The sequence below is a fragment of the Streptomyces sp. NPDC007164 genome (assembly GCF_040634135.1).
Classification (GTDB): domain Bacteria; phylum Actinomycetota; class Actinomycetes; order Streptomycetales; family Streptomycetaceae; genus Streptomyces; species Streptomyces sanglieri.
The window spans coordinates 17289-40582 of sequence record NZ_JBEYFB010000037.1; the positions used below are offsets into that span (position 1 = coordinate 17289).

Sequence of the window (23294 nt, forward strand, 5' to 3'; positions counted from 1 at the left end):
AGAGAGCACGGCCCCATGTCGATCAAGGCGACGCCCGAGCTGAACAACCTGTTGTTCGTCCTCATCGGCGAACGGTTGTTGCAGGCGGACGAGGATCTGGCGTACGCCAGCCGGCGGCCGTACCACCGGCTCGCCGACCGTCTCACCGACCTGTCCGGCGAGATCGAGCAGTCGGTCGTCGGGATCAGCAGGTCGCTCCCGCCCAAGGTGGGCGCGAGCTATCTGCAGTCGATGAAGCTGTTCATCGACAACGGGGGCACCAACCATCTCCGGGACTTCTCCGACCAGTTGAAGACCATCGGCGACGGTCGCACCGACACGTCGATGAACATCATCGAGTCGAAGTGGCAGATCATCGCCGAGCTGATCCGGCTGATGATCGAGCTGCTGGTCATCTTCGTGATGTCGTTCTTCTCGGGCGGGGCCTCGGCGAGCGACGCGGCGGTGGCGAAGGCCCGCAGCCGGGTGGTGCTGCTGACGGTGCTGGACACGCTGTTGAAGCGTACGCATCTGATGCCGAGCCTGAGCGAGGCGTTCCAGGAGGCGTTCCAGACCTTCGCGGTCCGTCTCGCCCTGATGATGGCGGGGCCCGACGGGCGGCGGCCGAAGGGGTTCGACTGGAAGGCCATCGCGCAGGACGGTGTCTTCGGCGCGTTCGCGGGTCTCTTCCACGGCGCGTTCTCGTCCGGGCTCGGCAAACTGCTGAAGAACTTCACGGGCAAGGGCCCGGTGAAGAACCTCACCAAGGACGTGACCGACAAGGCGCCCCGGCCGAGCAAGTTCTCGCCCAAGAACCTGGCCAACACCGCGCTGAACGACACGAAGGACTTCCTGACCTCCGGTGGCTCGGAGGCCGTCGCGGAGATCGTGGCCGGCGGCCTCATGACGGGGAACTGGACGACGAGCTGGGACACGTTCCTGGGCTCCGGGATCAGCAGCAAGGCCGAGCACCTGCTCGGGAACGGTGCGTCCAAGCCCGGTACCTGGGTGAAGAACAACTTCACCGGGAAGAACGTGCCGACGTCGAGCCAGGCCGACGGTGACGGCACGGGGTCGAAGTCCGGGAGCGGAACGGACTCCGGCGCCGGGAACGGAACGAACACCGGGAACACGGCCACGACGGGCACCGGGACGGGGACGGGGGCCGGGACCGGGGCCGGGACCGGGACCGGCGGGGGCTCAGGGAGCGGCAAGAACGGCGGCAGCACGAACGGCGCCGGTTCCCAGAACCAGACGGATTCGACTCAGGAGACCGAGGGGACGCAGGAGACCGAGACGACGGACGAGTCCGGGCAGACGGGGAACAACGAGCACACGGGGCCGGCATCGAAGTCGCCGTCGTCGGGCTCGTCGGGACCGTCCGGCTCGAACGGACCGGCCACCAAGGGGTCCGTCAACACCTCCAGCAACGGCGATCACGACTACACCGCTCCCACCGACGACACGAACGCGGCCGAGGAGGAGTCCCAGCAGACTCCCGACGAGCGCACGGTCCCCCCGACGCACACCGATTCGCGCGGCGGCCCGACGCCGAACCACAACCCGGCTCCCACCCAAGGCCACCGGACGCCCGACGCACAGCAGGACGAGCAGCAGGACAAGCAGCAGAAGTCCGGGCCCGAGTCGGAGCAGGAGACCGGCACACCACCCACGCAGCCCAACACACAGCCCGATTCGCAGACCGATTCGCAGACCGATTCGCGCACCGACGCCCCGGAGAACGAGAGCGAGACCGAGCCCAGCACCGGGCTGCTCACCGAGGACGGCTCCTCCGACAACGAGCAGTCGCCGTCCGACGCCGGGTCCCCGTCCACCTCGCAGGCCGCCCCCCACACCGTCACGCGGCCGGAGCATCAGCTGTGGTCGGAGCTCCTCGGCACCCCCGGTCCCCCGTCCCAGCAGTTGCTCGACGACATCGCCGCCCACCGTCGGGGGGCCGTGCCGTCACCGGAGGAGATCGACCTCCGTAGGGAGCTGCGCCAGAAGCTGAACGACACCTCGGGCGGTGTCACGATCTTCATCGACGACGCGGCCAACTTCGGCCATCAGGCCGCCGCCACGATGCTGATGGACTCCCTGAACGAGCTGGGACACCAGGGGCCGATCACCGCCATCGCTCCCGCCAACGTGCAGCAGAAGCTCCAGCTGCTGCTGAGCGACGAGCTCAACTCCCGTGTCACCTGGCAGACGCAGACCTTCGACCCGGACCGGCCGGCGTCCGATCCCCGGGCCGCTGGACAGCCGGGGACTCAAGGGCTGGTCATGGTCGCGGCGAGCGACCGGCTCGACGGCGACGAAGAGGTGGCGGAGCGGTTCCTGAACTTTCTGGGGGCCGACCGGGCCATCGTGCTCAAGCCCTACGCCTGGGGAACCTCGCACCGCTATCTGTACAGCAGGCCGTCCCCGGACTCCGGTGTCGTGGTCACCGATCTGGAGGGCACCGAGTCGCCCGGCAACACCATCGCGCCCGACGCCCTGTTCAACTTCCACACCCCGCTCCTCACCCATGACGAACTCAATGACCTGATCGACCGGCGGGTCACCGCCACCGATGTCGCCGACGGGCTCAAGGAGATCGTCCGGGCCGTGCACGAGAACGGCACCGAGGTCATGCCGGTCTACGGCCTCCACAACGTCACCGAGTCGGGCCGGGTGTCGGCGCTCAGCACCCTGGCCGCCGGAATCAGCAGCTCCGGGATCGGCAAGCCGTCCGTGATCCTCTCGTTCGGCCGCACCACGGTCGACTTCTCGCCCGTGTACACGAATGCGCAGCTGAGCCGGACCGATATCACCGCCCCTGATCTCCGCGAACAGCTCGAACGACTGGGGCCCGACGACGTCCTCGTCGTGCAGAGCGCGGGCCTCCCGCAGGACGTGTTCCGGCAGGTCTTCCAGCTCGGCACACTGCCGGCGGTACTGGAAGGCGCCAACACCACCAACCTGATGCAGTTGCTGGGCCGCCCGTACTTCTCCGCGCTGACGAACCACACCCCGTACGACCAGCTCGACGGGGTCGCTGCGAGCCACCTCGAACAGGTGACCAAGGCCATCACCCATCCCAGCCAGTGGGGGCGCAGGGCCGCAAAGCTGACGAGCGAACAGCCGACGCCCGCGTGGAAGGCGCTCCAGAACGTTCACACGGCCCAGTCCGTGGCGTCGGCCCTGCCCAGGGACGGGGAAGGACACGTCCTGACGCAGGACGAGTGGGTGCGCCTCAAGGCGGACGGAGTGCTGAGCGTCGCCGAACTCAAGTCGGTGCTCGGGGACGGCGCGGACGTCGTCGCCATGATCGCGGACGTCGGGTACACCGGCCGCACAGCGACCATCAGCAACGAGCAGCTGGCCACGCTTCAGACCCGGCTGGGTGAGCTCCGGGCCGGGCATCTGGTCAAGGTTCGCAGCGCGATGGACCATCTGTCGGTCGTACCGGAAGCGGGAGCGACCGAGGTCGTCGCGGAGGCCATCGCCGAGCTGACACAGACCGACTCCCGACTCCACAACTACTTCGCCGGCCTCCGGGCCAAGGCGCACGACCCGGACAACGACCAGACCCTGCAGGCCCTTCGCCTGGTACTCACCGATCGTCCGGCCCTGCCCCGGACCGAGTCCCTCGCCCAGGGCCAGGAAGGGTACAACCAGCAGGAGACACCTCGCTGGCAGACCGACTGGGAACGGGTCGACGACTCCGACGACGAGAGCGAGCACTCCGAGAGCTCGGGGCCCCACTCCGTCGCGACGTCAAGCAGGTCCACACCGACGTCCAGCCGTTCGCAGAGCCCCGTCGCCAATCGGCCGATCACTGAGAGCCGGCAGCAGAACACAACCCAGGCCGAGAGCGAGAGCGAAGACGAGAGCGAGGGAGAGGGCGAGGCCGCCATTGCCGACACCGGCGGCGACAACAACAGCGAAAACAGCAGCGACTTCGGTGGAGACATCGACTTCAGCTTCGGGTTCTTCGGCGACACCGGACCCGAAACAACACCGGACAACGCCTCCGGCCAGGCCGTGAAGCCGTCCGACAACACCGATTCCTCCGAAACACCTCCCCGGCTCGTGCTCAGGTCCGCCCGCTCGGCGGACGACGCCACGACCGACTCGGACGACATCGTCAAGCAGACGGTCGCGACCGGCTCGTCCGACTCGTCGCTCCTCGCCTCGTACACCCCCTCCGACTGGGCCGACCGAAACGAGCGCTACAACACCGTCATCGCCTCCGACACCTTCCAGGACCACCACCACAGCGAATCGTCCATGTACCGCAAGCAGCGCCGGACGCCCTGGAGTGGCCAGAAGGTGTCCTTCTTCGCGGCACACGGCACTCCCACCCGGGTGAAGCTGACGCGGCAGGACGGGACGACCATCGTGGTCAGCGGCAGGGAGCTCGGCCGCTACCTGGAGCACTCCGCCGCCCTCGGTCCGAAGGACCGCCCCATCGTGCTGTACGCCTGCTCCACCGGCGCCTCGCCCACTCACGGCGGGCTGTCCGTCGCCCAGCACGTCGCCAATGTGACGGGCCGGCCGGTGTACGCACCCACCACGTCCACAGGTACGGCGCTCGACTCCGAACAGCGGCCGCGCCCGGTCCTCTTCCGCGACGACGCGGAGAATTCCGGCCAGTGGATCACGTACACCCCCGAGCCGGCCGGCGCCGAACTCCTCGCGCTCGCCCGTACGGCGGGCCTGCACCCCCCGGCAGGGACCACGGAGGCCATGGACACCGCTGCCGGGACCGGCTCCACCGGTTCCGCGACGGCATCGGAGGACGCCCCCGGCCCCTGGGTCACGACGCGGACGCTCCAGCTCGTACGTACGCTGCGCGGCACCTTCGGTACGCAGATCGGGCAGTCCCCCGACCACGATGCGCTGCTGGCGGCGCTCGGCGCACTGGACAGCGAGCGTTTCGGGGGCGACGACACCGTCTGGGCGCCCTTCCGTGACGGGCGGATGACGCCCGATCTGCTGCGCCGCATCACCGAGGAGCTGGCGGGGAGGGGCACACCCGGCCTGGACCGGTACGCCGCCCTCTTCGACCGGGTCAACCAGACGCCCGGCGGGAACGGACCGGCGGCCGGATCGTCGCAGGACGACCTCCATTCCCCGTCCCGCGACGTCACACGGGACGTCATCGAACCCGCGCCGGCACAGCAGACGCAACAGACCCAGCAGACGCAGGAGACGCAGCAGGTACAGCAGGCGTCCACGTCCACGGACACCGATGTCTCCACCGATGTCTCCACCGATGTGGTCCGGCTGGTGGCGGCCCAGCTCGACACCGATCGCCCCGCCCGGGTCGACGACAACATGCGACCGGCCCCGGCCCGGGGCGCGGTCCAGCGGTTCCCGGGCGATCTGACGCTGCCCACGTACATCACCGGGGACGGCGTGGATGACGATTCGGCCTTCACCTACGGTCAGAGCCAGGTGATCCAGCGGGGCATCGGCGACGTACTGAGGCGGATAGCCGGTTCGGCCCTGCCGGTCCCCGCCCGGGGCTCCGGCGCCGCCAACAACCCGCTCGCCGAGCTGGAGCGGGCGCTCAAGCAGACGCCCCATCTGTTCCACGGGGACGGCTGGGTCTCCGCCCCCTTCAAGGACACCTCGGGACGCATCCGCCAACTGCGGGTCTCCCAACGGCCGCAGGGCCCCTGGTCCATGATCACCAACGAGAAGGGCGGGGCGATCTCGCTCGACCCGGTGAAGGTGGACCAGATCCATCGCAGCCAGATCACCTCCGGGAAGTCCGAAACGGCAAGCTCTTCGAGGCAGTTGGGCGTGGCGGTGCCGCTGGGGCCACCGATCGGCCCCGCGAACATGTTCGGGCGGGTGGGCCTCACTCTGGGCTTCACGAAATCGGTCGACTTCAACCTCCAGGACCAGACCCTGAGCCAGGCCGAGAGCCGTCACTCCGACGAATCGCATCTGTATCTGGGCGATGTGATGTACACGGTCGAGCTGACGGACCCGGCACCCGAGAAGTACGGAAAGCTGAAGCGGATCACCGAACGGATCAGCAGGCCGCTCACCCGGTCCACGGCACCGGTCGAGGACACCGGGCCGCAGAATCCGGTCACGTTCGGTGTGAAGGACGGGCTGCTGCTGCGTCTCCCGGACAATCTGACCGCCAACCGCACCCACGAGCACGCACCGCAGAGGATGCGGCTCGGCGAGCACAGCGACTACCGCATGGTGCAAACCGAGGGGTACGGATCGGTGGCGGAGATCCAGCAGTGGGCGGTGGACCAGGCCGGGGCGGTCGTGGGCTCGTCGATGCACGCGGAGATCACCCGGTTCTTCAGCTCGGAGAACTTCATCCGGACCGCGGACCGGATGGCGCACGGAACGGTCACCAGTCAGCCGATGTTCACGGAATCCGGGCAGCCCGGCGGTGTGTTCGCCGTGGACAAGATCGTGCCGGTCGAGGCCACCCAGATCTCGGAGACCGACGCGGCAGAGCTTCGCAACGCCATTCAGCGGGTCATCAAGAACGACCGGAGTACGTCGACGGCGTACAGTCAGGACCTCCAGTTCACCGTGGGTCCGAGCATCTCCTTCGACGAGTACGCGACGAGCTCGGCCCAACCGCGCCTACAGGTGGGCGGCTTCGCCCAGTTCGGCAACCGGTCGACCCGCACCACCGGCTTCGGCGGCTCGGGCAGCCGCAAGATCGTCGGACGTGCCAAGAAGGTGCGTACCGAGCTGTACCTGGTGAAGAAGACCGTCCACGTCCGCAAATCCGGACAGGAGAGTGCCGAGACGTTCGGCGTCTGGACCCTCGACCGGATGACCCGTGCGGAGGCACGCCGCCTGGCCGGCTGGGACGACGGTACGCAACTCCGTACCCGCTCCGCAGAACACGCGGCCCTCAACTCCGCCCAGGCCGAGGGCGACAACGGCGGCAGCAGCAGTTCCGTCACCCCTGTCACCCCCGTACCGCCGAACACCGGTGAGCCCCCGGCCCCGGTCTATCTGCCCCAGGATCATCCGACGCTGCTCGGCATGGCGCGGGTGGAGGCGTTCCTCCCCGACACCGACTCCGTCGAGGGCGCTGCCACGGACACCACCGGACCGCCCACGACACCGCCCGCGACACCCCCCGCGGCCCAGCCCGCGACACCGCCCCCCGCGGCGTTCCTCAACGGGCTGACGGACAGTGTGATCGCCGCCATCGCCCAGCAGCACCCCGGCCTCGTCGCCCCGCTGGCGGACTTCACGACCCCCGACGACAAGGCGAAGGGCTGGCGGGGCAAGAACCACTTCAGCGCCGCCCTGCAGAACACACTGAGTGTGATGGACGCCCTGAGCCATCACAGTGTGGCGGGGCAGCTGGAGTCGTTCACCACCGACGGAATTCCGATCCGGCTCGTCGACACCACGGGCACCAAGCGGAAGTACCGCTGGATCCGGGCCAAGGGCGAACTGACCGGCCGCCGCTACGAGGGCACGCGCAACGAGCTGATCCTGCGGAGCAGCACTCCCGGAACCCAGCGGCTGGACAGCTCGGCCACGGTGTCCCACACCAGGGAGTTCGGGGTCGACGTCGGCGTATCGGCGCGTGAGAACAACGCCGACGCGTTCAAGCAGCCGATCAACAGCGGAGTGATCACCCCGGCCGGCCGGTTCGGCTGGCAGAAGGCCCGGAAGACCGGCTCCGGCGCCACCGTCTCGTACGAGCCCCTGCACGCCACGTCGGGCCCGTCCCATGTGTTCAGCTACCAGCTGTCGGTGACCGTCACCAGCGGCGGGTACTGGCGTTTCCGGGAGCCGCTGCGGGTGCTCGGGGTGCTCGGCACGGGGCTCTCCGTGGGACGCAACGCAGAGGTCGACCTCATCGGTGGCACGGCACGCCGTCCGGCGGTGACCGGACGGATCCTGCTCGACGTGCCCGACGAGCACATCCCGCCGACCGCCCGACGCCCGCGTCAGGAGCAGGTTTCGACGCCCCCCGCTGCCGCCCCCGTCGCCGTCACGCTGAACACCGAGGACGTCCAGAAGTTGCTGGGCGAGCCGAAGAAGCCACTCGTCGCGACCGACACGGGCCGGGGCACCGGCCCGGAGGCGAACGCGCAGGAGAACACCGGGGAGAACGCCGAGGAGAACGTTGAGGAGATCGAGCTCCTGGAACGGGAGCCCGCACCGACTCCGTTCGGCGATCTGCCCCACCAGGTCATCGCCGTCGCCGGCGGCTCCGAGCTGAGCCAGGGCGTGGAGACCGCGCTCAAGGAGGGTTCCGGCGACGCCTGGCAGTTCAGCCTGTACGGAGCCGCTCCGCACGACGCGGTGATGCGCCAGTTCCAGCCGCAGGTCCTGGCCTCGTTCCTGGACCAGTCGATCAGCCGTGCGGGCATGCGCATGGTCGAGCTGTTCGGCGCCGGACCGTACGTCAACCGGATCGGCCGGCTCGTCCACCGTGTCACCCTGCGGAATCCGGTCGTGCAATCGAAGCCCGTCGCGGTGGAGACCGAGGTGACACTCGGCGCCGAGACCCAGGTCACCCATGCGCGGACCTCCGTAACGGTGGCCAAGCTCAACCTCGGGGTCGCCTACGCGCGCAGCCACGACCAGGGGCCCTCGCTGGTCGGTACGTACGGACTGGCCCTGAACGGGACCTGGACCAAGGGAAGCACCGCGACCGCGACGAACACGGTGTCGGTGGAGAACGACCGGGACGACGAGAACCTGAAGTACCTGGTCACCGCAGATGTCGATCACGAGGTCGGGTTCACGACACGCGCCAACGGGCTGGCCGGTCCGCTGCGCGCCCTGCTGCCGACGCTGCGCACCCACTTCGCGGGGTTCACGCTCACCATGCCCGGCGGCTGGCTCGGCCATGTGCCGGAGAAGGTCGCACACCGCCTCGGCCTGGTCGGCAGCACACTGCCCGCCGCGCCCACCTACAGCGAGGACGCCTGGTCCCCCTCGCCCTGGTTGAAGGACACTCCGTTCGGTTCGTTCCCGGTCAACTCCCTGGACTCCTCCGCGGCCGCGCGGCACTTCGCCGAACTCCTCAGATCGCGGGGAGTGGACGACGCCGGCCGGGACCACATCCTGGACATGATGACGCCCCGTGCGCTGCTCGCCCTCCGACAGCAGATGGCCGCCGCCAAGGGCGGGGTCACCGCGGTGACCCGCACCGCCTGGACCAAGCTCGGCGAGGTGTCCATCGGCTCGCAGCGTGCGACGGTGCGCATCGAACTCATCCCGGGGGATACGACGTTCGACGGGATCGATCACAGTGTCACGTTCCAGGAGACCCTGGGCATGACCGAGACCGTCGAGGTGAACAGAGCCAAAGCGGTCACGACCACGACCGGGCTCTCGGTCACCGAAGCGGTGCGGACCCACAACACGGTCGCCCCCACCGCCGGCCCGAGCCTCTCCGAATCGCTCGCCGTCACCCAGCAGAAGACAGCCGCCACTTCGGCGAGCCGTATGAAGAACTACACGTTCTACCCCAACGAGCCGTTCGCCGACTTCCTCACCACGTACCGGATCCGCATGGTGCTGGTGAACGCCGACGGGACGGAAGTGCCTTCGCAGGACTTCACGGTCGGCACCCTGCGGGAGCAGCTGCCGCTCAGCCTGGCCGTGCCGAACGCCGCGGAGAACACCGGCGGCAACCCGGTGACGGAGGGGAACCAGCCGCCCGGGGTCACGGTCCGAAGGCCCGGACAGCTCACGAACGAGGCCATCGAACGATGGCGACGAGAGGGGCAGACGCAGGCGTTCACCATGCCGGCCAACGGCTTCATGCCACGTCGGATCACCGACACCGACATGGCGTTGGACGCCGCCCACCTCGCCCTGGCCAAGGCACACAACACCGATCTGCCGCACCTGCCCAAGCCCGGCAGCGGAACCGTCGAACTCTCCGGTACGAATCTGGCCGCGGCAACGGGCAAGGCCCGGAAGTCCGGTCTCGCCCGCCAGGGACGGGCCTCGGGGCAGGCCCTGTCCGACGGGCTCGCGAGCACCCAGACGGCGGCATTCTTCGGCAACACCGCGACGGGCAACGGCTACCTCGCGGCCACCATGCACGACGCCACCATCGCGCTGGACACCCAGGGCAGTTACCGGCTGTTCTCCCGGCCCCGGCTGAGCGAGGCGACTCTGTTGAGCGTGGCGGCGGACGCCACGATGGAGAGCCCCGAGCGGCAGACCGTGAGTTCGGACCTGTCGGTCACGGAGACCGGCGCGCAGGGCACGACGCTCGGGGCGACGGTCGGGACGTCCGTACCGTCGGTCGGGACCGTCTCACCCGGGCCGACGGGCAGCGGGGGGAACACCGGTGAGTCGACGACCCTCAAACTCGCCTCCGCGGACGGCACCCAGCAGAACATAAAGCCCAAGACGGGCCGGGCACTGCTGTTCTCGATACCCACGGACTGGCTGGGCGAGGCGACGGTCACGTACGGCCGGGCCGCCAGCGTGTTCGTCCGGGGCAGCAGGTCGCAGACCGTCGAGTACCGGAGCAATGTCCTGGCCTGGGTACGGGAGGACGTGGCCCGCGATCTCGGGCTGATCGACGACACGAACTTCCCGTCCGACGTCACCGCCGCCTGGACCTCGGTGACGAAGGCGAGCAAAGCGTGGGTGGACGCGGACAAGGCGTACTGGAAGATCAGGCGCGCCGTCACCGAATCGGCCGGGGACGCCGACCCCACTCCCGAGCAGGTGGAACAGATGGCGGTGCCGGCCGCGCGCGCCCACGCCGCGATGCGGGAGTTCCGGCGGGTACGGGCGGCGACGGACCAGCTCACCCAGTGGTACCACCGCACTCCGCGCAGTGGCCCCAGGCCTCCCGCGGTGAGCTTCACTGCCCCCGAAACGCCGTCGACGACGTTCCCCAAGTACACCGGGACGGCGTTCACCCCCGACCCGGCGACGGCGACGCCCTCCGTCGACGCGCCGCACACGCTCGTCTCCCCGGACGGCGAGACGTACACACTACACAACGTGCCCGAGGACGGCGACGCGTTCTACCACGCGCTCGCTGCGGGGATGCGGCACACGAACACCACGCTGCCGGGCGCGACCGGCAGCGCCGCGGACACGACGCCGGACGTCACCGACCTGCGCAACCGGCTGACGGACACCCTGACGAACGACTCGGGCGACCTGCTGGACTTCATGACTCCGGACCTCCTCGACCGGTTCGACCCCGAGGAACTGGCCAACGGCGGCCCCACGTTCGCCCCAGGATCGCCCGAGGCCCATGAGTTCGAGGACGATGCGCACACCCTGCCGCTGTACGCACGGCTGTCGGCCGGGGAGCGCAGGGCGCTCGCGCTGGCACAGCTGCAACGCGCCGGGAACTCGGGCGGTGAACGCGGCTGGAACCACGGGGCCGCGGACCTGTTGCCCGCGCTCGCCGCCCGGACCCTCGGTGTCAAGGTGACGGTCGTCCGGGACGACGGATCGTTCCAGGATTTCGAACCCGAGAACACCGGGACGCCCCCGGCGCATGTCGTGCTGTACCTCAAGGACCGCCACTACCAGGCGGCCCTGGCTCCCGTACCCGCAGCCTCCGAGACGATCCATCAGTCGGAGTCGGAGGACGACTCGGAGGGCCTGGAGGATCTGGAGGATCTGGAGGACCACAAGGCCCCGGAAAACTCGGAGAACTCGGAGCAGGAGGACGACGGCCGGCAGAACGACGGGAACGTCCAGGAGACCGAGGCCGACGCGGAGGACGACGACCAGGACAACGACGGGAGCGCGTCGGAGGCGGGCAACGACGGGGACAGCGACACAAGCACGTCCACAACGCCACCGGCACAGCGGACGAAGCGAATACACAAGCGCAAGTCCCCCGAGCAGAATGACGACTCGACGACAGACACGGACACCGAACCGGTGCCACCGTGGACGTCCTCCGTCTCCACGACCAACTCTCCGACCCCGTCCGGGAACGAAAACACACCCGACGACGAAACAACCCCGGCCCCCGCAACCACAGCCTCCGAAACCAACTCCCAGACGGACTCCGAGGACGACACCACCACCGACAGCGACAGCGCGTCCGAGACGGGCTACGACGGGGACAACGACACGAACGCGTCCACAACGCCCCCGTCGCAGCGGGTGAAGTACATACGGAAGCGCAAGTCGCCCAAGGGGTACGACGGTTCGACGACGGACACGAACACGGACACCGAACCGACAGCTCCGTGGACGCCCTCCGTCTCCACGACCAACTCCCCGACCCCGTCCGGGAACGAAAACACACCCGACGACGAAACAACCCCGGCCCCCGCAACCACAGCCTCCGAAACCAACTCCCACACCGAATCCCGGACGGAATCCGAGCGCGACACCACCACCGACGACGAGAGCGCGTCGGAGGCGGGCAACGACGGGGACAACGAGACGAACACGTCCACAACGCCACTGGCACAACGGACGAAACGTATACACAAGAGCAAGCCCCCGGTGCGGAACGACGACTCGACGACAGACACAGAAACAGGCACGGACACGGACACGGGCGCAGAAACGGACCCGGAATCGACACCGTCTCGGACACACACCGAGGACGAAGCCACCGACGGGTGGGTGACCGAGCACGACTACGGGCCCCTCAGCGACGGCTCATCGCTGCCCCCGGCCCCGCCGCCGACCCCGGTTCCGGCGGCGCCCCCGGCGTCCCCGGTCCTGTCGGCCGTCCAGTCGTCCCCGGACGCGTCGACTCCCCCGGCACCACCGCCGCCTCCGCCCCCGCACACGGGCGGCGGCAACGGCGCGCTGGACTCGGACGGTTCCTCCCCCGATGCTCTCGGCCGGGTCCTTGACACGTACGCGGTACGGGACGTCGTCGTGCGGCAGGTGAATCTGCGCCACCTCCACGATCCGCTCATCTCCGCGAGAGCCGCGCTGGACCTCGCTCCCGGTGGCCTGACGATGCGCGAGCTGGCGCTGACCGACGCGCAGGTACTGACGGTCCTCGCCCATCACCGCCACCTGTCCCCCGAGGCGGTGGCGGAGTTGCTCAAGCACCCGTCGTACGCAGCGGTCCTCCAGCACGAAGACGAGGCTCCCCAGGCGTCATGACGGACACGAACCGAGGCACCCAGATGCAGCACACCGACGGGCCGGCCGGGCAGGACCTTCCGCCCGTTCCCGACCACATCCGCGAGGCCGCGCGGGAGGCGCCGGACCACTGGATCGGCGTCGTCGATCCGGCCTGGACCGATGCCGCCCCGCCGCCGCCCTGGGCCGTGGCCGGGGAGTGGCGTTCCGGGCTCGACGGCGAAGTCGCCGAGTGGCAGCCCAACGAGGACTACCGTCCGTCCCCGTCCGCCCTGGGCTGGCCCGAGCCGACCGATCCGGTCGATGCCGCCGTGCAGTTGGCCGTCACCGGGTACGGCCCGCTGAACGACGCCCTGGAGGCGCTGGCGGGTGCGGAGGCGGTGGTGCTCCGGGCGCCCGGCGGGGGCCCGTTGACGGTCGCCGGGGCCGACGGTTCACCCGCCGTGCCGCTCTTCACCGCCGTACCCCACCAGCCGTTCGAGGGTGCCCTGGCGCACGACACGGTCGCCGTCGCCGACCTGGTGCGCGACCTCGCCGCGGACGAGGGCCGCATCTCGGTCAACCCGGCGGGCCCGGCGCGCATCCTGCTCGACGCGCGTCTGATCCTCGACGCCGTCCGGCCCGCCGTCCCCGCCTCCGTCCCCGCCTCCGCCACCGGCTCCACCGGTGGCTCCCCCGATCCGTCCCACCAGCTCCCCACCAGTCCCGTCACCCAGAGGACCCCATGACCACGTCCAGGAACGAAGAAACAGCGGCCGCTTCCGAGCCGGAGGCGCACGCCACCGCCGAGGCCGCCGCGGGCGAGACCCCGGCAAGGACCGCTCGCGCGGCTTCCGCGAAGGGCAGCGGTACGGCCGCGGCGGCGGAGCCGCCCACGGCACCGGAAGAGGCGGCCGGAAGGGCATCCGGCGAGGCATCCGGCAAGGCGTCCGGCGAGGAGAAGAAGACCGCGTCCACGGCAGCGGCAGCGGAGGAATCCGGGCGGAAGAGCGAGTCGGAGCAGGAGCCGGAGGCAGAGGCAGAGGCAGAGGCAGAGGCAGGGACCACGGGCGCCGCTGCCACCGCCGAGGGCGAGGGCGAGAGCGAGGGCGAGAGCGAGGCGGCCACCGCGACCGCCGCCGCCGGGGCGGACGCGGAGGCGGAAGCCACCGCGACCATGACCGCCACCACCACGGCCGACGCCCCCGAGAAGACGGGGCGTCCGAACAAGGCGCTCCTCGCGGGCGCCGCCATCGCCGGTGTCCTGCTGGTGACCGTTCCGTTCCTGGTGCACACCGGCGGCGGCAACGACGGCAAGCGCTCGGCGGGCAGCGGCGAGGCCCCCGGCACGATGCTCGGCGCCGGAAACGGCGACGTTCCCGGCGCGTTCGCCTCCGCGGCCCCCTCACCGCGCGCGGGCTCCGGCAAGCAGCCGCCCGCAGGCAAGGGCGGGAGCGGCGGCACGGGGCCCTCCGCCGACGGCGCGGGCGGGTCGAAGCCGCTCAATGAGGGCGGCGGAAGCACGGGCGGGGGCACCGGTGGCACAGGCGGGGACACCGGTGGCACGGGCGGCGGCTCCGGGGGCGGGAAGTCCACCGGCGGTGAGAAGTCCACGGCCCGGAAGACCACCACGGGCAGCGCCGGCGGCGGCTCGGGCAGCGCGGCGGGCGGCACCGCGCAGAAGGCTGCCCCGCAGTCGACCGTCGTCTACTCCGGGGTCACCGGCCACGGCTGCCCCACCCCCTCCGGCGGCGGCTTCCAGCAGGACCACTACTTCACCGACGGCAGCGCCGGCTGGTACACCCGCTCCTCCGGCGGCTGGACGGGCAACGGCTGCAACGGCAGCTACTCCTCCATACCGATGTCCGGCGACACCTCCACCGACATGCAGAACCGCGTCAAGTGGTGGTGGAAGCCCGGCACCCGGGCCCGGACGTGCCAGATCTCCGTGTTCATCCCGAACAGCAACACCAACCTGTACGTGGGCGGGCACCCCACGAAATACCACGTGCTGGTCAACGCCAACGACCGTACGACCATGTACAGCAGCTTCTCGATCAACCAGACCGCGCACCGCGGCCAGTGGGTCGACGCGGGCACCTTCGCCATGAAGGGCGCCACGATCGGGGTGAAGCTGCTCGACCGTGGTGACGACTGGTCCAAGGGGTGGGAGAAGGCCCATCACGCCGCCGCGCAGATGCGGGCGACCTGCCGTTCCTGACCCTCCGGCGCTCCGGCGCCCCTGTTGACGCACCGTTCCTGAGCGCGTTCCGCTTCGGGCCGGCCCCTCCCCGGGGCCGGCCCTTCGTGTTTCACGACGCCAAATGTTGCATGATCATGCGAAGTGATGCATAGTCTTCCCATGTCCAAAGTCCTCACCTCCCTCCCCACCGGCGAGCGCGTCGGCATCGCCTTCTCCGGCGGGCTCGACACCTCCGTCGCCGTCGCCTGGATGCGCGACAAGGGCGCCGTCCCCTGCACGTACACCGCCGACATCGGCCAGTACGACGAGCCCGACATCGCGTCCGTGCCCGGCCGCGCCTCCGCGTACGGCGCCGAGATCACCCGGCTCGTCGACTGCCGTGCCGCGCTGGTCGAGGAAGGGCTTGCGGCGCTCTCCTGCGGCGCGTTCCACATCAGGTCGGGCGGCCGCCCGTACTTCAACACCACGCCGCTGGGGCGCGCCGTGACCGGCACGCTGCTGGTGCGGGCCATGCTTGAGGACGGGGTGCAGATCTGGGGCGACGGCTCCACGTTCAAGGGCAACGACATCGAGCGGTTCTACCGCTACGGCCTGCTCGCCAACCCGCACCTGCGGATCTACAAGCCCTGGCTGGACGCGGACTTCGTCACGGAGCTCGGCGGCCGCAAGGAGATGTCGGAGTGGCTGCTCGCGCACGGGCTGCCGTACCGGGACTCGACGGAGAAGGCGTACTCCACGGACGCCAACATCTGGGGCGCCACGCACGAGGCCAAGACCCTGGAGCACCTCGACACGGGCGTCGAGACGGTCGACCCGATCATGGGTGTGCGGTTCTGGGACCCGTCGGTGGAGATCGACACCGAGGACGTGACGGTCGGCTTCGACCAGGGCCGTCCGGTCACCGTCAACGGCAAGGAGTTCGCCTCCCCCGTCGACCTCGTCATGGAGGCCAACGCGATCGGCGGCCGCCACGGTCTCGGCATGTCCGACCAGATCGAGAACCGGATCATCGAGGCCAAGAGCCGCGGCATCTACGAGGCCCCCGGCATGGCGCTGCTGCACATCACCTACGAGCGCCTGGTCAACGCGATCCACAACGAGGACACCCTGGCCGCGTACCACAACGAGGGCAGGCGGCTCGGCCGGCTGATGTACGAGGGCCGCTGGCTGGACCCGCAGGCGCTGATGATCCGCGAGTCCCTGCAGCGCTGGGTCGGCGCGGCGGTCACCGGCGAGGTGACGCTGCGACTGCGGCGCGGCGAGGACTACTCGATCCTCGACACCACGGGCCCGGCGTTCAGCTACCACCCGGACAAGCTCTCCATGGAGCGGACCGAGGACTCGGCGTTCGGTCCGGTGGACCGGATCGGTCAGCTCACCATGCGGAACCTGGACATCGCCGACTCCCGTGCCCGGCTGGAGCAGTACGCCGGCCTGGGCCTGGTCGGCGGCGGCCACCCGACGCCGATCGGCGCCGCGCAGGCCGCCTCGACGGGTCTGATCGGCGCCATGGACCAGGGCGGCGCCCAGGCGATCGCCTCCCGAGGCGAGGCCACGGACGAGGAGACGATGCTGGACCGCGCCGCGATGGAGTCCGGCACGGACTGACAGCGGTCACGGACCGGCACCGGTCACCGGCCTCCGGCCGTACGCATCCGGGCAGTGGGCCCCGGCGGATTCCCTTCCGCCGGGGCCCACTGCCGTACGGCGGCCGGACACGTGCCCCGATGCCATGTGCCGGCAGGAAGAACCCGGTTTCCACGTCACCGATGGTTCACCCGCCGCTGGTGAGGTGGTCCTCGTCGGTGCTCCCCGCCGGCCGGATCAAGGAGATTCCATGCCCAGTAAGCGCCTTTCCCGCAGTCACCTGATTGCCACCGGTGCGGTCCTCGTCGCCACCGCCACCGCCGCTGTCGCCCTCACGGCGACGGCCGGTGCGTCCGGCACGAAGGAGCACGCCGAGGACGCCATCAAGGGCGGCAAGGCGAAGAACGTCATCCTGCTCATCGGTGACGGCATGGGCGACTCGGAGATCACCCTCGCCCGCGACTACACGGTGGGCGCGGCCGGCCGCCTGAGCATGGACAAGTTCCCGCTGACCGGCGCGTACACGACGTACGCCGTACACGCCGACGGCACGCCGGACTACGTCACCGACTCCGCGGCCAGCGGCACCGGCTGGGCGACCGGCGTGAAGACCGTCAACGGCCGGATCTCCAAGACACCGGGCAAGGACAAGGCCGTGCCGACCATCCTGGAGCTGGCGCAGAAGGGCGGCTACGCGACCGGCTCGGTGACCACCGCCGAGCTGACCGACGCCACCCCGGCCGTCCTCGCCTCGCACGCCACCGACCGCTCCTGCCAGGGCCCCGCCGACATGGCCAAGTGCCCCACGGACACCATCGCCAAGGGCGGCCCCGGCTCCATCGCCGAGCAGAGCGTGAACCACAAGGTCGACGTCCTCCTCGGCGGCGGCAAGCAGCGCTTCGACCAGAAGATCACCGAGGGCCGGTACAAGGGCCTGACCGTCACCCAGCAGGCCCGGAAGCTGGGCTACCGGGTCGTCACCGACAACGCCTCGCTGAAGGCGGTCAAGGGCGGCAAGCCGGTGCTCGGGCTCTTCGCGCCGGGCAACGTCGCCACCGAGTGGACGGGCAAGCCCGCCGCGGTCGGCGGCACCGCCCCGCAGCGCTGTGTCACCTCCAACCCGAGCCGCCCCGCCGGCACCCCGAACCTCGCCGACCAGACCACCAAGGCCATCCAGCTCCTGGAGGCGAAGCAGAAGCACGGCCGGAGCAAGAAGGGCTTCTTCCTCCAGGTCGAGGGCGCGTCGATCGACAAGCAGGACCACGCTGCCGACCCGTGCGGCCAGATCGGCGAGACGGCCGCGTTCGACCGCGCGGTGAAGACGGCGCGCGCGTACGCCGCCAAGCACCCCGACACCCTCGTCGTCACCACCGCCGACCACGGCCACAGCAGCCAGATCGTGCCCCTGGAGGCCCAGCCGCCCGGCCTGACCTCCACGCTGATCACCGACGAGGGCCAGCAGATCAAGGTCAACTACTCGACCAACACGCCCGGCCAGTCGCAGGAGCACACCGGCACCGAGGTCCGGATCGCGGCGCAGGGCCCGCAGGCCTACCGGGTCCTGGGCGTCACCGACCAGACCGACCTGTTCACCACCCTCCGCGAGGCGCTCCGGGTCCGCTGACCCCTCGGAGTACCCGCCCCGGCCCCGTCGGCACACGCAGGACGCCGACGGGGCCGGGGCGAGGGCGTGACGGGCATGACGGGCATGACGGGCGTGTGATGCGGTGTGCGGCTCCTCATCGGCTCCGGGTGCCCGGTCGAGGGCCATCGGTACTGCCGTAGTGCTCGCGCACCGCGATCCGGGCCAGCTTCGTCAGCATCATGCCGTTGCGGATCGAGACGATGTAGTCCACCGGAAGCCCGTGCATCCGGATGCCGGGGCCCCTCAGCGGGTGCCATTCGAGAACAAAAAGAGTGTTCTCGCCCCAGGGGATCAGGTTCATGGCGATGCGGGCCGCACCGAAGGGATCTGCCTTCGCCTCCAGCTCCAGACGGCGTTCCGGCTCACAGATGCGTACGACACAGGTGTCGTCGAGGACCAGAGGGCCGACGCCCACCCGGACTTGCAGGCGGGCCCCCACTTCCGGCCAGTGCGGGTCGGCGGCGATGATCTGCCGCGTTCCCGAGACCCATTCCCCATAGCGATGGCCGTCGGACAGCAGGTCCCAGACCCTGGACGGCGAACTCAGGATCAACCGGCGATTCCGGGACACCCCGACCACTCTCCTTCTCCGTCGGGACCGGCGCCCATGACCGCTGTCGGGCGTGGAACCCCTCGCCGGCCGCTGAGCGCGCTCCTCGACCGTAGCCGCGCCGTGCACCTCCGGCACTCGCAGCAGTGGTCATGCTCGGCGGGCAACGGCCGAGTCCACGCCGTCGCTCCTCCTGGAACCACGGTGAGCGGCAGCTACGGGGCATCGCGACCGGGGGCGCGCTCCGTTCGCGGGATGTGCGCAGGTGCGAGAGGCTCGGTGAGGTCCGACGGGCCGCACAGCCCGCCGCGATCGCTCCGCGCTCGTTTCCGCCGTACCGGAGGTCAGCTCGTGCCGGCATCGAAGAACTCCCAGATCTACCTCGTCGGAGGCGGCGTGGCCTCGCTCGCCGCAGCCGCCTTCCTCGTACGGGAGGCCGGGGTGCCCGGCGAGAACGTGCACATTCTTGAGCAGCTGTCGATCCTCGGCGGATCGATGGACGGAGCCCCCGCTCCGGTGCCCGAGGGCGGATACGTCACCCGTGGCGGCCGGATGTTCGAGGAAGAGCACTACGTGTGCCTGTGGAACCTTCTGGAGACGATCCCGACCCTGGACGATCCGGCGATCTCGGTACGGCAGGAGATGCTCGCCTTCAACATCGAGCACCCCACCAACGCCAAGGCCCGGATCATCAATGGCGACCGCACCGTCGCCGACGCCTCCCAGCTCGGTCTGGACACCCGCGATCGCGTCGACATGACCCGGCTCCTCGCACTGCCCGAGCGGGTGATCGGTGCGCGCCGTATCGACGACTTCTTCCAGCCGCACTTCTTCACCACGAACTTCTGGTGCATGTGGCGCACGACGTTCGCGTTCCAGACCTGGCACTCGGCGATCGAGCTGAAGCGTTACTTCCTCGCCTTCGTCCAGGAATTCGACCGCATCCACACGCTGTCCGGGGTGCGGCGCAGCAAGTACAACCAGTACGACTCCGTCATCCGTCCGATCCAGGAGTGGCTCACCGCCCAGGGCGTGCGGACCGAGTTCGGGGTGACCGTCGCCGATGTCGACTTCTCCGACGCCGCTGCCCGCAGGGTCTCCCGGCTCCACCTGGAGCGCGACGGCGCCGAGGCGGGTGCGATCGAGCTGGGCGAGGAGGACTACGCGTTCCTGACGATCGGGTCGATGACGGCCGACACCACGTACGGCGACCGCTCCACGGTTCCCGAGCTGATCCGCGACAAGCGGGACGGTTCCTGGCGGCTGTGGGAGTCGATCGCCAAGAAGGCCCCGGACTTCGGCCGCCCGACCGCCTTCTGCGGCAATATCGACGAGACCAAGTGGGAATCCTTCACCCTCACCATGACCGGCCGCACTCTCCTGGACCGCATCCAGGAGTACACCGGCAATGTCCCCGGCGAAGGCGCCCTGATGACCTGGAAGGACTCGCGCTGGCTCCTCTCGGTCGTCGTGCCGGCCCAGCCGCACTTCCGGGACCAGCAGAAGGACACGTACACGCTGTGGGGATACTCGTTGTTCGGCGACGTCCCCGGCGACCATGTGCCGAAGAAGATGGACGACTGCACGGGGACCGAGATCCTCGACGAGCTCCTCGGCCACCTCGGTTTCGACGACATCGCGGACGAGGTCCGGGCCACCACCAAGGTGACCACGGTCCAGATGCCCTATATCGACGCCCAGTTCCAGCGCCGCACGGTCGCCGACCGGCCTTCGGTCGTCCCCGACGGCGCCGAGAACTTCGCGTTCCTCGGCCAGTTCGTCGAGATCCCCGAGGACGTCGTCTTCACGGTCGAGTACTCGGTCCGCGCGGCCATGCTCGCGGTCTACCACCACTTCGACGTCGACAAGGAGATCCCGGCGATGTACCACGGTCTCTCCGACCCGAGGATCGCCTGGTCCGCGCTGCGAACGGCCTTCGCCTGATACGGGTGCGGTGGTGGGCCGAGGCCGGGCCGCCGGAAGGCTCGGCCACGGCCACCTCGCCCGGGACGGCCGGGAACGCAGCCGTCAGGTGGTCGAGGAGGCGGCCGTGCCGCCGCGCATGCTCAGAGCAGGCCGAACGCCCGCAGAGCGCGCCGCTGTCTCGGTGACGGGCTGGACGGCCAGTAGAGGTAACAGACCCCGCCCGTGCCGCTCTTCACCTTGCCGTTCGCGTCGTAGCGCTTGGTGCGGAGCCAGATGTTCTCCAAATGGGAGGGCGCCGCTTACCACGCGGCACCCTCCCGCACAAACATGCAGGTCACAGGCCCGGACCGCGTGAGACAAATCGAGCGAGGACGCGCTGGTGCTGACCTGGTGCTGACTTCCGCTGGCGTCCGTTCCGGTCCGTTCGGGTGCGTCGTGCTGGATCGGTGCCGACTCCGGGGCCCTCGCCGACCGCGCTCTCCCTGATCCCCACCACCTTCGAGGAGGGGCCCGAAACACACCCGAGCCTTCGGCGTGTTCGCGGGAGTGTCGGCGGGCGGCGGAGCGATCGGCCTGCTGGCGGGCGGAGTGCTCGTCGAATGGCTCGACTGGCGCTGGGTCTTCTTCGTGGACGTGCCGATCGCCCTGATGATCGCACTCCTGACTCCCCGTCATGTCAAGGATTCGGAACGTCACCCCGGCCACTTCGACCTGGCGGGCGCGCTCACGTCGACCCTCGGCATGGTGGCGCTGGTGTACGGCTTCATCCACGCGGCGCAGGAGGGATGGAGCGATCCGTACACGATCGCCTCGTTCTGCGCCGCGTCGTCCTGCTGGCCACGTACATCCTGGTGGAACACCGCTCCCGGCAGCCGAGCCCCCCTCCACATGTTCGCCGACCGGAACAGGGCGGGCACGTACGGCATCATGCTCTGCCTGGCGGCGGCGATCTTCGGCATGTTCTTCTTCCTGACGCTCTTCGTGCAGCAGGTGCTGGGCTTCAGCCCACTGGAGGCGGGCCTCGCCTTCCTGCCGGTCAGTACGGTGATCGAGGTGGTGGCCGACCTCGCCTGCCAACTCCTGCCGAAGTACGGCCCCCGAAGCACTTCATGGTCCTGGGCTCGCTCTGCCTGACCCCGGGCCTCTCCTGGCTGCGTCTGACGGACGTCCGCTCCACCCACGAGGGCTCGTTCCTCGGCCCGATGCTGGTGTTCAGCGCGGGGATGGGCATGATGTTCGTCTCGCTGACCCTGATGGCCCTCTCCGACGTCCGGCCCGCCGAGTCCGGCGCGGCCTCCGGCCTCCTCAACGCCACCCAGCAGGTCGGCAGCTCGCTGGGCCTCTCCATCCTGGTGACCGTCTTCGGCACCGCCAGCCGCAACGAGGTAGACCAGCAGATCCCGACCTTCCTCGCCCGGGCGGACCCGGCCGAGAAGGCCCTCTTCGCCCGCACCGGCCGGCTCCCGCCCGCCTGAGGCAACCAGATCCTCACCTCCGACGTCTCGGCCGGCTTCATCGTCGCCGCCGCCTTCGCCTGGTCGCCCTCTTCGCCATCCAGGTCCGCCCCTCCGAAATAGAACGGCTCAAGGGCGGCGGGATGATACCGGGCGGCTAAACAGAAATAACTCGGCCGTTCTATTTGTGATGCGCGCGCCGACTTGTGAATTCCATGCCCATCCGGAGTTTTTCTCCTCTAGCTTGACCGCATGAGCGAAGATGATTCTCTTCCGCCGGCTCCTCTGTGTGCTCTGGTGCCGGACGAGGAGTGGGCGCGACTGACGCGGTATCCGGAGCAGACCTACCTCGCGGGCCGCGCCCTGCTGCAGCAAGGGGACCGGGGGACGCATGTGCTTGCCCTGGTGGAGGGGCTGGTGAAGGTCGTCAGGACCGAGCCCGACGGGCGGCAGCGAGTGCTCGGTTTCCGGGGGCGGGGCGAGATCCTGGGGGAGATGGCTCTTCAGCCCAAAAGCGTCCGGATGGCCGATGTGCGGGCGCTGAGGAAAAGCAGGGCATGCATTGTGCCCGCACAGGATTTCCATCGCTTCGTCCAGGAGAACAAGCTCGCACGCCCCATTTTCGAATTGGCCTGGAATCGTATGCGCGAACAGGTCGAGCTGTGCGAGGGGGCTGTTCACGAACGTCTCGCCCTGGCCCTGCTCCGCCTGGTCGCGGCCGCCGGTGGAGGGAAGCCCTGCTTCTCCCTCACCAGGGAGGAGCTGGCCCAGCACATCGATGTGGGCCGCAAAGCCGTCAGCAAGGCGCTCGAACGGCTCGGCCCCGACTGCGTGAGAGTGGGAAACCGCCGGATCGAGGTGGTCAGCGTGGAGGGCCTGCGCAAGGCGGCCGGCGGCCACGCGGGCGGCTGACACCTCCGTCGG

Annotated in this window: 10 protein-coding genes and 1 pseudogene; 9 read left to right on the plus strand and 2 right to left on the minus strand. The window is 69.7% G+C overall.

Going from position 1 to position 23294, the window contains the following annotated elements; genetic code table 11:
• Window positions 1–15 precede the first annotated feature (15 nt).
• The 5 genes from ABZ622_RS31915 (at window position 16) to ABZ622_RS31935 (ending at window position 18419) form a co-directional block, all read left to right on the plus strand.
• Window positions 16–13047 carry a hypothetical protein gene (locus ABZ622_RS31915; RefSeq protein ID WP_360549149.1) on the plus strand — a complete coding sequence of 4344 codons (13032 nt, stop codon included), beginning with the start codon at window positions 16–18 and terminating at the stop codon, window positions 13045–13047.
• Window positions 13044–13754, plus strand: coding sequence for a type VII secretion system-associated protein (locus tag ABZ622_RS31920; RefSeq protein ID WP_360549151.1), 711 nt, complete (start codon window positions 13044–13046; stop codon window positions 13752–13754). The genes ABZ622_RS31915 and ABZ622_RS31920 overlap by 4 nt, the downstream gene beginning before the upstream one ends.
• Window positions 13751–15226, plus strand: a complete 1476-nt coding sequence (locus ABZ622_RS31925) for a hypothetical protein (RefSeq protein WP_360549153.1) — start codon at window positions 13751–13753, stop codon at window positions 15224–15226. Before ABZ622_RS31920 ends, ABZ622_RS31925 begins: the two co-directional genes overlap by 4 nt.
• A gap of 141 nt (window positions 15227–15367) precedes the next feature.
• Entirely contained in the window at window positions 15368–16816 is a 1449-nt protein-coding gene (gene argG / locus ABZ622_RS31930; protein ID WP_360549155.1) for an argininosuccinate synthase, read from the plus strand.
• A gap of 229 nt (window positions 16817–17045) precedes the next feature.
• On the plus strand, window positions 17046–18419 hold the full coding sequence (locus ABZ622_RS31935; protein ID WP_360549157.1) for an alkaline phosphatase: 1374 nt from the start codon (window positions 17046–17048) through the stop codon (window positions 18417–18419).
• A 115-nt stretch (window positions 18420–18534) separates the two neighbouring features.
• On the opposite strand, the gene ABZ622_RS31940 is transcribed toward ABZ622_RS31935, so the two are convergent.
• Window positions 18535–19011, minus strand: coding sequence for an SRPBCC family protein (locus ABZ622_RS31940; RefSeq protein WP_360549159.1), 477 nt, complete (start codon window positions 19009–19011; stop codon window positions 18535–18537).
• A gap of 330 nt (window positions 19012–19341) precedes the next feature.
• Here ABZ622_RS31940 and ABZ622_RS31945 point away from each other — a divergent pair, with 330 nt between their 5' ends.
• Window positions 19342–20934 (plus strand): oleate hydratase, encoded by a 1593-nt coding sequence (locus ABZ622_RS31945; RefSeq protein WP_360549161.1) that lies wholly within the window; start codon window positions 19342–19344, stop codon window positions 20932–20934.
• 122 nt (window positions 20935–21056) lie between these two features.
• On the opposite strand, the pseudogene ABZ622_RS31950 reads toward ABZ622_RS31945, so the two are convergent.
• Window positions 21057–21197 (minus strand): annotated as a pseudogene (locus tag ABZ622_RS31950) (peptidase C39 family protein); the annotation flags it as partial.
• Window positions 21198–21450: 253 nt separating this feature from the next.
• Here ABZ622_RS31950 and ABZ622_RS31955 point away from each other — a divergent pair.
• The 3 genes from ABZ622_RS31955 to ABZ622_RS31965 all read left to right on the plus strand — a co-directional run bounded on the left by ABZ622_RS31955 (window position 21451) and on the right by ABZ622_RS31965 (window position 23282).
• Window positions 21451–22050: an MFS transporter gene (locus ABZ622_RS31955; protein ID WP_360549163.1), complete on the plus strand. Its 600-nt coding sequence runs from the start codon at window positions 21451–21453 to the stop codon at window positions 22048–22050.
• The gene (locus tag ABZ622_RS31960) at window positions 22026–22391 is read left to right on the plus strand and encodes a hypothetical protein (RefSeq protein ID WP_360549165.1); all 366 of its coding nucleotides are present in this window, start codon (window positions 22026–22028) and stop codon (window positions 22389–22391) included. Before ABZ622_RS31955 ends, ABZ622_RS31960 begins: the two co-directional genes overlap by 25 nt.
• Before the next feature lie 231 nt (window positions 22392–22622).
• Complete coding sequence (locus ABZ622_RS31965; protein ID WP_360549167.1) at window positions 22623–23282, plus strand: cyclic nucleotide-binding domain-containing protein; 660 nt, start codon at window positions 22623–22625, stop codon at window positions 23280–23282.
• Window positions 23283–23294 lie beyond the last annotated feature (12 nt).

What these genes read in the sequence shown, in the direction of transcription:
- ABZ622_RS31915 (WP_360549149.1), top strand. Translation starts at nt 16, where the DNA reads ATGTCGATCAAGGCGACGCCCGAGCTGAACAACCTGTTGTTCGTCCTC.
- ABZ622_RS31920 (WP_360549151.1), top strand. Translation starts at nt 13,044, where the DNA reads ATGACGGACACGAACCGAGGCACCCAGATGCAGCACACCGACGGGCCG.
- ABZ622_RS31925 (WP_360549153.1), top strand. Translation starts at nt 13,751, where the DNA reads ATGACCACGTCCAGGAACGAAGAAACAGCGGCCGCTTCCGAGCCGGAG.
- argG (WP_360549155.1), top strand. Translation starts at nt 15,368, where the DNA reads ATGTCCAAAGTCCTCACCTCCCTCCCCACCGGCGAGCGCGTCGGCATC.
- ABZ622_RS31935 (WP_360549157.1), top strand. Translation starts at nt 17,046, where the DNA reads ATGCCCAGTAAGCGCCTTTCCCGCAGTCACCTGATTGCCACCGGTGCG.
- ABZ622_RS31960 (WP_360549165.1), top strand. Translation starts at nt 22,026, where the DNA reads ATGGTCCTGGGCTCGCTCTGCCTGACCCCGGGCCTCTCCTGGCTGCGT.
- ABZ622_RS31965 (WP_360549167.1), top strand. Translation starts at nt 22,623, where the DNA reads ATGAGCGAAGATGATTCTCTTCCGCCGGCTCCTCTGTGTGCTCTGGTG.